At 66.3% G+C, this 14,643-nt stretch carries 15 protein-coding genes; 6 read left to right on the forward strand and 9 right to left on the reverse strand.

From position 1 onward, the window contains the following. The first annotated feature begins 312 nt into the window (after nucleotides 1-312). Both FOE78_RS12180 and FOE78_RS12185 read left to right on the forward strand, forming a co-directional pair. Nucleotides 313-1,488, forward strand: coding sequence for a CDP-glycerol glycerophosphotransferase family protein (locus tag FOE78_RS12180; RefSeq protein WP_143986526.1), 1,176 nt, complete (start codon nucleotides 313-315; stop codon nucleotides 1,486-1,488). Then, entirely contained in the window at nucleotides 1,488-2,312 is an 825-nt protein-coding gene (locus tag FOE78_RS12185; RefSeq protein WP_143986527.1) for a hypothetical protein, read from the forward strand. Before FOE78_RS12180 ends, FOE78_RS12185 begins: the two co-directional genes overlap by 1 nt. A gap of 46 nt (nucleotides 2,313-2,358) precedes the next feature. On the opposite strand, the gene FOE78_RS12190 is transcribed toward FOE78_RS12185, so the two are convergent. The 6 genes from FOE78_RS12190 to FOE78_RS12215 form a co-directional block, all read right to left on the reverse strand. Next, the gene (locus FOE78_RS12190; protein WP_143986528.1) at nucleotides 2,359-2,715 is read right to left on the reverse strand and encodes a DUF5615 family PIN-like protein; all 357 of its coding nucleotides are present in this window, start codon (nucleotides 2,713-2,715) and stop codon (nucleotides 2,359-2,361) included. After that, on the reverse strand, nucleotides 2,712-3,023 hold the full coding sequence (locus FOE78_RS12195) for a hypothetical protein (protein ID WP_143986529.1): 312 nt from the start codon (nucleotides 3,021-3,023) through the stop codon (nucleotides 2,712-2,714). Before FOE78_RS12195 ends, FOE78_RS12190 begins: the two co-directional genes overlap by 4 nt. 167 nt (nucleotides 3,024-3,190) lie before the next feature. Next, the gene (locus FOE78_RS12200; RefSeq protein WP_143986530.1) at nucleotides 3,191-4,414 is read right to left on the reverse strand and encodes an MFS transporter; all 1,224 of its coding nucleotides are present in this window, start codon (nucleotides 4,412-4,414) and stop codon (nucleotides 3,191-3,193) included. 103 nt (nucleotides 4,415-4,517) lie between these two features. Next, a complete protein-coding gene (locus FOE78_RS12205; protein ID WP_168207499.1) occupies nucleotides 4,518-5,156 on the reverse strand; it encodes a hypothetical protein in 639 nt (212 codons plus the stop codon). A 174-nt stretch (nucleotides 5,157-5,330) separates the two neighbouring features. Continuing rightward, on the reverse strand, nucleotides 5,331-6,824 hold the full coding sequence (locus tag FOE78_RS12210; RefSeq protein ID WP_143986532.1) for a zinc metalloprotease: 1,494 nt from the start codon (nucleotides 6,822-6,824) through the stop codon (nucleotides 5,331-5,333). Between the two features lie 552 nt (nucleotides 6,825-7,376). Then, on the reverse strand, nucleotides 7,377-7,580 hold the full coding sequence (locus FOE78_RS12215) for a hypothetical protein (protein ID WP_210414551.1): 204 nt from the start codon (nucleotides 7,578-7,580) through the stop codon (nucleotides 7,377-7,379). 132 nt (nucleotides 7,581-7,712) lie between these two features. On the opposite strand from FOE78_RS12215, the gene FOE78_RS12220 reads away from it, so the two are divergent. The 3 genes from FOE78_RS12220 (at nucleotide 7,713) to FOE78_RS12230 (ending at nucleotide 9,949) form a co-directional block, all read left to right on the forward strand. Beyond that, nucleotides 7,713-8,009: a hypothetical protein gene (locus tag FOE78_RS12220; RefSeq protein ID WP_143986533.1), complete on the forward strand. Its 297-nt coding sequence runs from the start codon at nucleotides 7,713-7,715 to the stop codon at nucleotides 8,007-8,009. A 68-nt stretch (nucleotides 8,010-8,077) separates the two neighbouring features. Next, on the forward strand, nucleotides 8,078-8,911 hold the full coding sequence (locus FOE78_RS12225) for an AfsR/SARP family transcriptional regulator (RefSeq protein ID WP_143986534.1): 834 nt from the start codon (nucleotides 8,078-8,080) through the stop codon (nucleotides 8,909-8,911). 300 nt (nucleotides 8,912-9,211) lie between these two features. After that, entirely contained in the window at nucleotides 9,212-9,949 is a 738-nt protein-coding gene (locus FOE78_RS12230; protein WP_143986535.1) for an AfsR/SARP family transcriptional regulator, read from the forward strand. Between the two features lie 4 nt (nucleotides 9,950-9,953). On the opposite strand, the gene FOE78_RS12235 is transcribed toward FOE78_RS12230, so the two are convergent. Genes FOE78_RS12235 through FOE78_RS12245 form a run of 3 tightly spaced genes read right to left on the reverse strand, consistent with a single transcriptional unit; the run spans nucleotide 9,954 to nucleotide 13,610 of the window. Next, on the reverse strand, nucleotides 9,954-12,371 hold the full coding sequence (locus FOE78_RS12235; RefSeq protein ID WP_143986536.1) for a glycoside hydrolase family 95 protein: 2,418 nt from the start codon (nucleotides 12,369-12,371) through the stop codon (nucleotides 9,954-9,956). A gap of 1 nt (nucleotide 12,372) precedes the next feature. Next, the gene (locus FOE78_RS12240; protein WP_210414553.1) at nucleotides 12,373-12,696 is read right to left on the reverse strand and encodes a hypothetical protein; all 324 of its coding nucleotides are present in this window, start codon (nucleotides 12,694-12,696) and stop codon (nucleotides 12,373-12,375) included. Nucleotides 12,697-12,731: 35 nt separating this feature from the next. Further along, nucleotides 12,732-13,610, reverse strand: coding sequence for a phytanoyl-CoA dioxygenase family protein (locus FOE78_RS12245; RefSeq protein ID WP_210414554.1), 879 nt, complete (start codon nucleotides 13,608-13,610; stop codon nucleotides 12,732-12,734). A 142-nt stretch (nucleotides 13,611-13,752) separates the two neighbouring features. Between FOE78_RS12245 and FOE78_RS12250 the strand changes: the two genes are divergently transcribed. Further along, nucleotides 13,753-14,565 (forward strand): helix-turn-helix transcriptional regulator, encoded by an 813-nt coding sequence (locus tag FOE78_RS12250; RefSeq protein WP_143986537.1) that lies wholly within the window; start codon nucleotides 13,753-13,755, stop codon nucleotides 14,563-14,565. Nucleotides 14,566-14,643: the final 78 nt, after the last annotated feature.

The following is a 14,643-nucleotide window of genomic DNA, read 5'->3' on the forward strand; positions in this document are numbered from 1 at the left end:
CGTTCCGTGCGGTCACCGCTTCATCGGTCCTCGCGACCCATCAATCGGCGAGAGAGGCTGGACGACTCGCCCAGGCTCGTGGATACTCTCTGTCGGGCCGCATGCCTACGGTAAAGGCCTGCCCAAGATGGTGGAGCGACAGTGGAGAGTTGGAAATCCGTTCAGAGCGCCCGCCCAGCGCACAGAGTAACGGGGGGTGATGAATAGGTGGTCGATTCAGCGACGACTATCCCATCCCGCTTGGGGCCGCACTCAGTGCGGCGCGCCCAGCGGTGGTGGCGTCGTCACCGCGACCACCAGCGGCTGCAGCGGGTGCCCGCCTATCACCGGCATCGCAACCGTCAGTTCGACGTGCTGTTGCACTTCCCGGATCAGCCGGTCAACCTGTATCAGGTCCGGCAGTGGTATGGCCCGCTGGAGCAGCTGTCGCGACAGCGGTCGACGGCGATCCTGTGTTACGAACCGGAGACCGCCGAGATCATCCGGACCGAGACTTCGCTACCGGTGTTGCTGATTCGCGGATCGGCCGACTTCGGCCACGTACGGGACGTGCACCGGCCCAAGGTGATCTTGTATCCGAATCAGAACTACACCAACTTCGGCATTCTCGGCCTGAACACCTGTCAGCACGCTTTCATTTGTCACGGCGAGTCCGACAAGATCTACATGGCGTCCAACTGGATGAAGGTGTTCAACTACGACCTGGTCGCCGGGCAGGCAGCCAAGGACCGGCTGAGCCGGCGGCTGTTCGGTTACGACGTGGAGGCCCGGACGATCGAGATCGGCCGACCGCAGATCGACGTCGAATACAGTTCGCCGTTCTTCCTGGACAAGTCCCGGACCACCATCCTCTACGCCCCGACCTGGGAGGGCGGCCGGACCTCCATGCGGTACGGGTCGGTGGCCAGCCACGGTGTCGCGCTGACCGAGGCGATCCTGGCCGACCGTAACTACCGCCTGATCTATCGGCCGCATCCGCGCACCGGCATCGTGCTCAGCGAGCAACGGGTCGCCGACGAACGCATCCGAGGTCTGATCTCCGCCGCCAACGCCACCGACGCGTCCGCCGGCCACCTGGTCGACGACAGCCCGTTCGGCTGGCAGTTGAGCGTCGCCGATCTGATGATCACCGACATCTCCGCCGTCGCCTACGACTGGCTGACCACCGCCAAGCCGCTGATCGTGACCCAGCCGGAGGAGACCTCGGCGGTCGTCGATCCGACGAGCTTCATTGCTGATCTTGAGTTGGTGCCGTCCGGTGACGCCGGCCGGATCGTCTCGATCGTGCAGCGGGCGTTGACCGATCCCGCCCAACTCGAGCAGATGCAGCGCTGGTGCAGCTACTACTACGGCGACACCAGTCCGGGCGCATCGATGGCGCGGTTCATCGATGCGGTCGAGCGCATGATCGCCGAACGAGACACCTGGGTCGGAGTTGATCATCCGGTTGCCGATGATCTTGATCGGGTCGGGCAGGTGGTTGGCTGATGGTGGCTGAACGCTCCGAGATCATGATCACGCGTCGGCAGGCGAGCCGCGAACCGGTCCGGGTACGCGGCAAACGGGTAATGACCTATTTGCGGCGTTACCGCCGGCTGCAGCTCAACCTGCGCCACCAACATCGCGTACTGCCGACCAGCCGGTCCCGCGCCGCAGACCCGGCCAACCGTACTCATTTCTTGATCAACTTCCCCGGATCGCCGAACAGCATCGACGGGCTGACCGACTGGCTGCCGGTGCTGCATCGGCTGAATCAGCACGCGCCGGTGGCGATCCTGGTCGGCGACGTCGCCGCCTACCAGGCGGTCTGCGCAGCGACACAGCTGCCGTGTTACTTCGGCCGGGCCGCCACCGAGGCCGAGTACGTCGCGCAGCAGATGCAGACCAAGGTGATGTTGTACGTCAACCAGTCGAAGCTGAACCTGCGCGAAGGCGGCTTCCACGACATGTTCCACGTCTTCCTCGGCGCGCCCGGTGCGGCCCGCTCACGGTGGCTGAACAACCGGGTCCGGCTGTACGACTACGTGCTCGCCCCGGACGACGAATCCAAAGTCTGGTTGGGATCGCGGCTGATGGGCTTCGACGCCGAGTCCCGGGTCCGGGTGGTCGGCCGGCCTCGTACGAGTGATGGGCCGCTGGATCAGATCGGCTCCGCGCTGCGCGGCAGCGACGTGGTTTCCGGCGGAGTTGATCACGAAGCCGTGGTCGCCGAGCTGCTGCGGATCCGGGACGAGCGTGATCGCGTTGTCGCCGACCGCGACCGTCGCCTCGCCGAGCAGGGCATCGTCCTGCTCAAGGGCGGCCAGGCCTGAGCTCCGCACGGAGCGTGTCGCTAGCCACGAACGATTCAACGCCTCGTCAGAGGAACCAATGGGTTCCTGCTATGTCTGGACCCGACTCGGACCACTCGGTGAGGGCAGCCGTCAGCGCACCGATCAGTCCGCGATTCTCCGGGAATCTGCGGTTTGCGATGCACAGTATTCCTGAGTGCCCCCGGCCCGCCGCAGCCCATTCGGTGTCGAGTTGCACGAAGTCTCCGATGTTGCGCGTCACCAGGATTCGCTTCTCAGCTGCAGCCGCCTGGAGGATCTCCGGGTCCGGGAGTGTCCGCAGGTCGGGCCTGGAGGACACTGCGACAGCGTCGATCGATCGCGCGGCCAGTTGCTCGGCAATCACGGGCGGAAGGTGCTCGTCCAGCATGAAGCGGGCGGTCACGAGAGGAGTGCCCGACGGCGTTCCCACGCGTCCAGTGCAGCTTCTTCTGCCGCGTCGGCATCGCGAACCAGCTGGTCGATCTCGTCCGGATAGGCGAGGTAGTAGTCGATGGCGGATCGGATCTGACCTGCCGTCATGCCGGAATTCGTTGCCACCAGCTCGATCCTGGCATTGTCGGTCAGCTCAGGCTCGTGGCGCTTTGCATCGCGCAGAGAGCGAACAATCTCCCACACATCCGATCCCGCCATCAGGCCGGCGCGTCGACCGGTCGGCCCGTCGCGGAAAACGATCGCCGGATGTTCCCGCATTCGCAGTCCCTCGTCAACGAAGGAAGAAATCACCGCGGAGACTGACGTTCCCGGATGGCGGGCGGCGAACGCCCGGACCCGGTCCGGCACAGATGGATCGGTCCAGCGGACTGACGAAGGGTTTGACCGTGGCATGGCTACATCGTAGTCACGAGTAGCCAAGTCGGTCAGCGGGCGTAGCGCTTCTCGTTGATCAGCAGGGTCACCAGCAGGCCGACGACGGGGCCGATGGCCAGCACGATGAACGCGCTGTAGACCGAACTGGTGGCGGCGTAGACCAGGCCGACGACGGTGGGCACCACGACGCTGCCGAGCTGCCAGACCGCGTTCACCGAGCCGGCGGCCGAACCGGCGGTGCCCGGGGCGGCGAGGTCCTGGATCATCGCGTTCTGCAGCGGGCTGTAGCAGTAGCCGGCGAAGCCGAGGAAGGGCGCGGCGATCAGGAACGCGGTGAAGCTGTGCAGTTGGCCGAAGATCAACAGCATGATCGCGAACATGGCCAGGATGCCGACGATGATCAACTTCTTCCGGCCGCCGGCCCGGTAGGACACGAAACCGACCACGGGCTTGAAGATCACCGCGGTGATCGCGAACAGTGCGACCACCAGCCCGGCGTCGACCGGATCGATGCCGGAGCCCTTGATCATCAACGTGTTGGACCAGGTGACGAAACCGTACGTGCCCCACAGCGAGCCGAAGCCGGCGATCGCCAGGAAAATCAGATCGCGATCTGCCAGCGACTTCAGACTGGGCAGCCGCCGAGTGCCGGAGGGCGCGACCTCCAGCGGTCCGGTCCGCAGCACCAGCGCGATCACGACCGCCAGCACGATGCAGATGCTGCCGAACAGGAAGTACGAGGGCCGCCAGCCCGCATTCTCGATCAGGTGCGGCACGGCCAGGTTGGCGATCACGGTGCCGAGCGAGGTCGCGGTGATGTAGAAGCCGAACGCCAGATTGCGTTCCTTCGGCGCGAACCAGCTGGTGATCGTCTTCGCCCCCGCACTGTAGTCTGCGCCGGCGAAGAAGCCGAGGATTCCCTGCAGAGCAAGGCCGAACGCGAAACTCTGCACCGTACCGAACAAGATCATGCAGATGCCGGCGACGCCGATCGAGGCGGTCAGCACGACCCGCGGCCCGACCCAGTCGCTGGCCACTCCGCCGAGGAAGTTCGTCACCACGTAGCCGATGTAGTACGTGGTGGCGAAGATGCCGAGGGCGGCGATCGGGACCCCGAGCGCCGATCCGACCGACGGCGCGGCCGGTCCCCACACGGATCGGTCGACCGAAGTCAGGATGAACGCCAGCCAGCAGACCGTGAGCACGAGCCAGCGGTAGCCGGGTCGCTGACCGAGCGCGGAGCCGGAAACGGACTGCAGTTGTGCCGAGGACATGGCGTCTTTCTTAGCCGACGTATGCGTCCTGGCGCCAATCCAGGTGCGGATCCGCCCTTCGGCAAGCTCAGGGGCCCTCCGACAAGCTCACGGATCTTCGTGCTCAGCTTTGGGCTTGGAAGCTGACTTGCTGTTGCTGCGTGGTGCCGCCGACGTCGTTGGTGACCACGCGGGCGATCTGGCTGGCCAGATCATTTCCGGCGGTCTGCGGGCTCATGCCACGGGCCTGCGGTTGGGCAGAGCGCTGGAGCAGCTGTTCGGCATTGGCCTTCAGGTCGTCGAGCTCGGCTCGGGTCTGCGCGGACGGCGTCCGGCGGGCTCCGACGATGACCACCTGGATCGCCATCGCGGCACTGTTGCAGCCGGTGCAGTTCACCGTGCTGGCACTGGCGTGGTTGTTCACCACGACGGTCTTGGCGCGGCGCGCCAGCACCACCTGGATGGACAACGCGCTCGCGTTGGCATCTGCGCCGGTGGCCTGCGACTCGGCGACGTTGTCGCTCTGCACCGTACGACTCCAGTCGACCGTGATCAGGTGCACGGTCTCGGCGGCGGCGTTACAGCCATCGCAACCGGACGTACCGACCGCCGCCGTGTTGATGGTGGTCGGGCGTAGGCCCCAACTGCGGGCCCGCGCGTTCGTCACCGAGTCGGTGACGTTCGGCTCCGCGGAACTGGGCAGCGCGACCGACAGCAACTCCAGGCGATCGGGAGTTTGCGAACCGCCGGCTCCCCGGGACACAGGTCCAGGGGAAACCGGCGGCCGCTCGGGGGAGACCGGATGGCGCGAGGGGAACGTGAGTGACGCACCGGTGACCCCCAGCACGAGGCTGGTCGCAACGGCGATCAGGAGACGACCGATCTGGATGGGCGTGTTGTGCATGATTCCTCCGGCTTATCGCGATGACGATTTCGGTCAGAGACTGTCCGTCCCGGCGCTGTGGCGTGGCACGCTGCCGGTCGGTTGTCGATCTTGGTTCGTAGGATCTTGACGGCCCCTCGGCAGGCTCAGGGACCTTTGATCGGGTTGGGCTGCAGTCACGGAGCTTTGATCGGGTTGGGCTGCACTGTGATCTTGGTCGGCGGTGGAGCTGCCGAGTGCCCAGCGGACCAGCGATCGGCCGAGCCGCCAGAAGAGCACCGCGATGCCGAGCAGCGGCAGCATCAGCAACAGCACCGAGACCACGGACAAGATCAACAAGCTGATCTCGTGGCGTTGCATCCCGACCTGGAACTGGTCCAGCTGCACACCGACCGACTGCATGGTCGTCCTGATGATCACCGGCAGATTCCACAGCAGCCAACCGAAACTGAACACCAGCACCGGTACCACGATCAGCACCCAGATGGTGACGAACCTGCGCGCACCGGGTTTGAGATCCGAGGCCGGTCGGTCAGCGCGACGTCCCGGCCGCAGTCCCATCAACACCGGCCGGATCCGGGAGAACAGATTCGGCACGCCGGTCAGATCGGCGAGGATGTAATACCCGTCGAACCGCACCAGCGGCAGCAGCTGCTGCACCATCTCCACCTGGAGCAAGATCAACACCAGCAGGAAGAACCCGTGCCCGGTGACCAGATAGGCGATCGCCATCCCGATCACCGTGAGCGCGTTGAAGTAGAGACCGCCGAGATCGGTACGCAGCCGGCCGTTGCGGCTGAGCCGGTACGCATCGGTCACGTCGGTGTAGAAGGCCAGGAAGACGAGGTAGATGCCGAAGCCGATCCGGCCCGGCCGTCCGCCGCTGTAACGGCAGGCCGTGGCATGACCGAGTTCGTGCACCAGCGAGGTCAGCGTCATCGTGACGTACAGCGCCAGCAGCAGCCACGGCGTACTCAACACCTCGGTCAGCGCACTGGCCAGACCGGCTCGACCGGCGCTGATCAAGGTCCACACGTCCAGTCCGACGAGTGCGACCAGCGCGACCCAGACGACCGGCGGCCAGTAGGCCGGACGAAGCACCGACGCCAGCCGGCGGGTGACGGACGGGGGCACCAGAGTGCCGCGGAAACTCAACGAGAGAATGGGAGTTGCCCGCGGCAACGTGGTCGGCGCTTGACCCGGACCCGCCGCTGCCGACGGTCCGGCGGTCACCTGCACATCCGTCACCTCGCCGGCTGGACTCACCAACCCCAGCCGAGATAACGCGTTCGTCAGCAGATGCAGCAGGCCGTCCGGCGTCAGCACCCGGTCGTAATCCCGGCTGACCGCTTCGGCGACCTGCGGCAACGTACGGTCGGGGGAGAGTTCCTGCAGCACGAGCTCGATCAGAGCCGACACCTGCACGACCTGGCCGTCGGAGCGCCGTACCAGGTAGGTGGCCGACTGCAGGCCCGAGTCCTGCACGGGGCCCAACAACTCCAAACCGGGCGCGGTGCGCCAGCGGTCCACGTCGTTCGACGACTCCATCGTTCCCCCGAGAATGTCCTTGTTCGAACAGATTGTGTCTACGCCGGTTCCGGTCGGTCCGCTGGGTGTGTGGCCAAACCGTGATCAACTTCGCGGGACCGGCGGTGTGGCAGGCGGTGCCGACAGGGCTTTCGCCGGCCGGGGCACCGCCTGCAAACTCTTGTGATGTTGGCGTTCGTGCGAACGCCCGGTTGCTTGTGAAGCCCGCAGAAATGGCGACGGGCGGTGGTCGACACCGTTATCGACCTCCGCCCGTCACAGACCGACAGGTCACCGCTGCCAGGCGCCGATTTGCTGCCACGCGTACGCGGTGGCGATCGAGTTGATCGTTGCCGCGTTGACTGCGATGGCCAGATTCACTCCAACCACCGTTGCGATGTTGACGCACCCGATCGTGCACATCGTCTCCCGCGCAGGCAGCAGGCTTGCTGTCTGGGAGTCGAGCTCTGCAGTTCCCAAGGCTGGTTGCTTTTGCATTCAGATTCACCTCCCCCCAAGCCAACTGGCGACGTGCGCTGTCGCCGGCATCACCGCCTGGCAGCGGATCCCAGGTCAGCCCTGGCTTACGACAACTGCCTGATTGGCAGAGGCTTGCGCGTTGGCGAGCAGGCTGCCCGCGTTGAGCGCGATGGACGAGTTCGAGGCGTAGACGTTTGCCCAGTTGAAGTTGAAGAACAGGGTCTCCCGCTCCGGCAGCAGTTCCACGTACTCGGTGTCCAACTCGATGGTGCTGATTTCCTTGCGCATCTTGATCACCCCCTAACCGCTGCGCTGAGGTCTGCGACTACTCTGACCGCCGTCCGTCACGCCAGCGTTACTGGAAATCAATGTCGTCTAAAGCCCCAGATGTGACCTTCAACGGGTTTAGAATCCGCTGCAAGGATGCCCGTGTCCGGGGTCCACAGCGCCGAATTTGATCATGCTCAGAACATGATCACCGAGAGTTTTCGCGAGGGGATGAGCAACATCGTTGTCGCGAACGATCAACCAGCCGAGACACCGCCGGCCAGCGGTGTGATGGTGATCAACGTCCGGCACCGCGGGGGTGAGGACGGCGGTCTGTTGATCAGGCTGACCAGCGCCCTGGGCGACGCCGAGCCGGACGTCACGGTGGTGACCGCCGACGACGACGTGCTGACGGCGGTGGCGTCGTTCCTGAGGCGGTTCGAGGGACCAAAGTCCTGACCTGGTGAGATTTCTCCCGGGACCCACCTCGGCTGCACCCCTACGGGTGATCATGGGCGCAGGGGAACATGGTGCTTGGACAACGGGGGACCCACGTCGCAGGCAACTCAGCAACGCTGACGCTGCTGGGCCGGTGGCGGCTGCGGGTCGGCGATCAGGAAATCATCTTGGGGCGGCGCGAACGCCGGCTGTTGGCCTGCCTGGCGATCAACGGCGGTCGCAGCCGGGACTGGCTGGCCGCGACTCTCTGGCCGGACGCCACCGAAGAGCGCGCGACGGCCAGCTTGCGAACGACCCTGTGGAGCCTGCGGCGTACGGTTCCGGGCCTGACCTGCATCACCGGAAGATTGCTCAGCCTGGGAGTCGGTGTGGAGAGCGATCTCGACCGGCTCCGGCACGACATTTCCAAGATCACCTCGCGGACGTCCGCCGAGCAGACCGACCTCGACGAGGCCGGCGTGCTGCAGGTCTCGGTGGCCCCGGAGTTGCTCCCGGGGTGGTACGAGGACTGGGTGCTGTTCGAGCGGGAACGGCTCCGCAATCGACAGCTGGAGGCGCTGAAGTCGCTGGCGGACCGGGCCTTGCGTGCCGGACAGACTCGGCCGGCGATCACCTACGCCAACGCGGCGATCGCGATCGAACCGCACGACGACCAGAGCGTGATCATGTTGATCAGCGCCCAACTCGAGCTCGGACATGTCGCCGACGCACTGCGCAGCTTCCATCAGTACCGGACCAGGTTGCGTGCCGAGCTCAACGCACAGCCGTCGCTGCAGGTGCGACGGGTGATCGAACAAGCCCTGCCGGCTCCGCTGCGAAGCCGCTCGGCAACACCGGTGGCAGCACCGGTGGCCCGGGTCGTACGGCTCCGAGCGGGTCGTGTGGCCGGGCCCGGGAAATGATCAACTTCGCGGAACGGGGGGACCGCATGAGATCGGCTGAATCAGGTCCGGGAAGCCGGGCTCCGGTACGAACTGGCGTTTCGGTTCGCCCGGTGCGCCACCGTGATCACACGCCTTCGGGCACACGATTTCCTTGTCCAGCGCCGAATTGTGTTCTCGGGGCGTGCCGTGACGGAACCCCTGAGTGACCCGGCCCTGCGTGATCCAGCCCTGCGTGATCCAGCCCTGCGTGATCCAGCCCTGCGTGATTCAACTCTGCGTGATCCGGCGTCACACGACCCGGACCTGCAGGATCGATTGATGCGGGCCGGCCGACCGGGGGTTCGGCTGGAGGTGCTCGGCCATTGGCAGTTGACGGCGGCCGGACGCTCGGTCGCGTTGGGTCAGCGCGAACAGCGGCTGCTGGGGCTGCTCGCGGTACGCCGCAACGGCTCACGCAGCCTGATCGCCGGCACGTTGTGGCCGGACTCCTCGGAGTCGCTGGCGTTGGCGAATCTGCGCTCGGCGCTCTGGCAGGTCCAGCACCGGGTCCCGGCGATGATCGAGGCGCAGCGTTCCGAGCTGACCTTGGCCGGGTTCGTGCAGAGCGACGTCGGTGACTTGTTGACCATGGTCAACCTCTGCGAATCCGAACCGGACAAGGCAACTACCGACGACATCGCGATCCTGGCGACTCGGCGACTGCTCCCCGGATGGACCGACGAATGGGTGCTGTTGGAACGTGAACGGATCTGCAACCGGCAACTCGCCGTGCTGCAGGCGGTTGCCCGAGATCGAGCGACCGCCGGCTGTCATCGGCCGGCGATCCTGGCGGCAGAAGCAGCGACCCGGCTGGAACCGCTGAGTGAGGACACCGTCGAGTTGTTGATCACTTCTCGGCTCGCGGTGGGCGACCGAAGCGGTGCCCTGCAGGCCTACCGGCAGTGGGAGCATCGGCTGCGTCGTGATCTTCGGCTGGAACCGACACTGCAGATGCGTCGGCTGGTGCCGCGACTGATCGGGGATGCGACCGTCGATCAGCGCGACACCGGCGGCTGATGATCTACAGCCGCCAGGCGGTGCCGGCGGTCAGCCGAATCCTCTCCTCGTCCCGGCCGGGCATCCGCAGCCAGACCTGCTGATCATCGGCGGAGTTGATCGTCAGCTCGGTGATCCTGCCGTCGGACCAGGCGAAGTCGATGGTCAGCCCGCCCCGGGCCCGTACGCCCCGCACCGTGCCCTCCGGCCACTCGGCCGGCAGGCAGGGCAGCAGGTCGAGGATGATCTCGCCGTCCCGGCGGCCGTGTGACTGCACCAGCATCTCGATCACGCCCGCGGTGGCGCCGAAGTTGCCGTCGATCTGGAACGGAGGATGCGCGCAGAACAGGTTTCGGTAGACCCCGCCGGCGTGCCGGCCGCTCTGCTGCTCGGGCACCGGACTGAGGAACAGCCGCAGACTCTGCAGGGCATGATCAACATCGTGCAGCCGTGCGTGCAGACAGATCCGCCAGGCCAGCGACCAGCCGGTGGAATGCGGACCACGCAGGCGCAACGATTCGGCCATCGCGGCAATCCGGTGCGCCTGCTCCGGGGCGTAGACGTTGACCGCGTCGCCGGGGAAGAGGTCGTAGAGATGCGACTGATGCCGGTGCTCGGGTTCGGCCTCCCGCAGATCGTCACGCCACTCCGGATAGCTGCCGCGTGCGGTCGGCTCGGGAAGGGGCAACCGCTGGTACGCCTCCGCCACGGCTCGGCGCCGGTCCCGGTCGATGCTGTCGCCCTGGGCGCCGACGATCTCGGCCGTCTCCAGCCAGGTCCGGAAGGCGTCCCGCAACAGCGCGATGTCCATGGTGGCTGAGATGGTGACCGCCGCGGTGTCGCCGTCCTCGGTGCGGAAGCTGTTCTCCGGCGAGGTCGACGGCACCACGCCCAGTGACCCGTCCGGCAGGATGATCAAGGTCGCCAGAGCGAACTCGACCGCGCCGTCCAGGAGTGGCCACAGCCGCTCGGTCAGGAACTGCCGGTCCCCGGTGAATTCGTAGTGCTCCCAGAAGTGGCGCAGCAGCCAGAAGCCCGCCATCGGCCAGGTTGCCCAACAGGGCTTGGCGGTTCCGTTGCCGACGGGCAGAGTGAAGCCCCACACGTCGGCGTTGTGATGAGCCGCCCAGCCGGGACGATCGAAGACGCGGCGGGCGGTGTCCACGCCGGTCTCGGCCATGGTTTCGACCTGCTGGTAGAGCGGTTCGGCGCATTCGGCCAGATTGGCCGGCAGGACCGGCCAGTAGTTCATCTCGGTGTTGATGTTGACCGTGTAGTCGCTGCCCCAGGGTGGCTGCAGGTGATGATTCCAGATCCCCTGGAGATTGATCGCCCGGCTGCCCGGGCGGCTGGAGCTGATCATCAGATAGCGGCCGAACTGGACCATCAGCGCGACCAGTTCCGGGTCGAGTTCACCGGCTGCTGAACCCTGCAGCAACAGGTCGGTGCTCGTCCGGCCCGACTCGGCTGTCTCGTGCGCCTCACCGGTTCGTGCCGTCTCACCCGTGTCGGCGCGGCCGAGTCGAAGATCGAATCGGTCGAACCAGGACGCGTACTCGGCTTCATGATCATCGCGGAGCGCGTCGAACTCGGCGTCGGCCGCCGCCAGGGCCCGAGCCGATGCAGCGGCGATCAACTGGTCATGATCACCGTGGGGCAGGGTGCGGGGATCGACGAAGTCGGTCTCGGTGGCGACCGCCAGTTGCAGCCAGGTCGCGTCCCGTACGGTGATCGTCTGCGCTTCGGTGTTGATCGTGCCGTCGGTGCGGACCGCGACCACCACGGCCGCGGTGACGGCGTGTCCTGGCGCGTCGTCGAAGCGGACCGGCTCGTCCGGCCGATCCCGATCCGGTGCCACATCCGACGGCATCCGCGTGGTCAAGATCAACAGCCGATCGTCGGTGGTGAGGGTCGACCGCCCGTACTGCTGATGCGCGGCCTGCAGCGCGATGGTGATCGTCTGCGGCGTCCGATACCGGTAGTTGCCGATGATGGCGCCGGCCGGTGCACTGGCGAAGATCTCCGCCGAGGCCGCATCGGACTGCCAGCCCGTGATCGCAGTGTTCAGATCGAGGGTCCGCCGCTGCAGGGCGCCGACCTCGCCGGCGACCTCCAGCCGCAGGTCGGCCAGCGGCTGGTAGGTCTGGGCGTGGCCGTACTGGACCTTGTGGATCTCGCGTTCGGCGGTGGCCACATCGCCGTCCAGCAAGGCATTGCGGACGCGTTCGATGACCTGTGGCGACGGCTCCTGGCTGGCCGGCTCACCGACGACGTTGCCGGGCCAGCCGGACCAGCAGGTGTCGTCGTTGAGCTGCCAATGATCATGCTGCGGATCGCCGAAGATCATCGCGCCGAGCCGACCGTTGCCGATCGGCAAGGCGTCGGTCCACTCACCGGCCGCGGACTCGTACTGCAGTCGGTGATTTCCGTGTGCCTTGGTCATGTCAGGCGTTGGTCTCCACCAGTCGTTCGAAGAAGAACTCGTACGGCAGGTAGGCCACGTCGTACTCGTGGCCGGGCTGATGGGCCTGCAACTGGGAGGCCTGGATCAGCCGCCAGCCGTCGATCAGCGCGTCCACACCGGTGGCGTACGGCGGTTCGTCGCTGTCGCCCATGGTGGGCTTGGACCGTCCGGTGCCATCGTAGCGACTCCAGCCGATCACGTTGGAATCCAGCGCGGAGGTGCCGAGGTAGAGGACCAGGACCTGCTGGCGCAGATGCGGGTCGATCGGCCGGGCGGTGAAAGACTCTTCAACGGTGATGCTCATGTTCATCCCTTCCAGGTGGAGTTGATCAAGGCTCGTCAGCGCTGCTGACCCTGCGCCTGCTGGGTCGAACCGAGACGCAGGTCGGTCGCGCCGGGCGCGATGAACTGCGGTCGCAACTGTTCGCGAGTCAGGTAGTTGTCGATGTCGAAGAATTGATCACCGGTCAGCGTGCGCCACAGCTTGGCCCGGTTGACGAGCTCCAGCCGGCCCTCGTTGGCGGCGGTCCAGCCGAAACTCGCGGTGAGCTCCTTCAGCACGGCCGGATCGTCGATGTCGTCGGTGTTCCACAACCGCAGTTGGCGCACGGTCGGGTTGAACCTGATCTTGAACATGTAGCGCCGGTGATCGGAGTCGTTGCGACGGCCGCCGTGCCAGATGCCGTGATGGAGGAAGACGACGGTGCCGGCCGGGCAGGTCAGCCGGGTCTGGCCGGCGAGGTTCTGGTAGCGACCGATCCCGGTCTGATTGATCTTGCGCAGGTGGGTGCCGGGGACGCTGAGGGTGCCGCCCTGCTCGAGGGTGACCTCGCGCGGGTAGTACATCAACTGCATGTCGAACGCGTCGGTGCGGGTGTCCAAGATCGCGTCGCCGTGCATGTTCTGGGCCTCGCCACCGTGCGGCGGGCGGACGTGCACGGCATGATGATCAATGACCGGGTTCGGTCCGACCAGGCTCTGCACGGCTCCGGCGATCGCCGGCAGGTCCAACAGTTCGCGGACGAACGTGCCGGCCGGGAAGGCCTCGTCCAGCGGCGTTCCGAAGGGGTAGCCGGGAATGCCGGCATCGAAGACGTCGATTGCACGCTGGTTCATCGAGTCCGGCACGACGGCCTCCAGGGCAAAACTGCCGTGAGAGACGAAGTGGGCCATTTCTACCGAACTCATCAGGTGCTTCCGATCGACCAGGGCGGTCATGGAGCGATCCTTCCATCGGGGTGTCTGGTGCGTCCGCCGCCACGCCTGGGCTCAGGTTCGGCGGCGACTCGACCATTGACGCTAGGGGAGTGAGCATCGGATGTCGTGGCGCTGATCCGGCAACCAGTGGTTGAATTCCGGCATGGACCTTCCGGGGCGGGACGACACCGACGTTCCCCGGGTGTGGTTGGACCTGAGCGAGCCGCCGGTGGTGGTGAACCAGGGACGCGGCAGCCACGGGGTACGAAGCCTGGTCGACGAATTCCAGTTGCCGCAGTTGTGGTCGCTGCATCTGTACGGCTACCACGCGACTCTGGAGGTGGCCGCGCACTCGTACCAGATCGCGCCGGGCACGGTGTCGCTGGTGCCGCCCGTCGAGCGGATCCGCTACGTGTATCGGGGTCCGTCCAAGCATCTCTACGCACACTTCCGGCCGGCGGTCGGTCGCGACACTTCCCTTGACCACAAGGAAGAACTCGCGTTGATCATGTCGCCGGGTGCCGAGTTGCCGATGATCACCGACCTGATGGAGTCTGCAGTGGCAGCGGCCCCGGTCTCGCCGGCACGGACCCGCGCCGACATCTGGAGCGTGCTGCTGCGGCTGGCCGACCGCTCGTTGCTGCCGCGGGCGTCGCGCCCCAGCCGTGATCATCTTCGGGTCGCTCTGTCCCACATCGAGTCGCGACTGCCGGAGCCGGTGTCGGTCCCCGAGGTCGCTGCGGCCGCCGGCATCTCACCCGGCCACCTGGCCCGAGTTTTCGCCGCCGAGATGAACGAGACCGTGGTCGGCTACATCCGCCGTCGCCGGATCGAACACGCCCGCCGCCTGCTCGCCAGCAGCACCATGTCGATCGGCGCCATCGCCGTCAGCGTCGGTTACCCCGACCTCCAAGCCTTCAACAAGGCCTGCCGCCGCGTCACCGGCCGGTCACCCCGGCAGCTCCGCGACGGCTGATTGGAGCAGCTGCCGACCTCGCACTAACCGTCCGTTTTCCGTCCAGTGTTCGGTTCGGTCGGGGTGCTGGGTGCTGGC

It is taken from the genome of Microlunatus elymi (assembly GCF_007362775.1).
GTDB classification, from domain to species: domain Bacteria; phylum Actinomycetota; class Actinomycetes; order Propionibacteriales; family Propionibacteriaceae; genus Microlunatus; species Microlunatus elymi.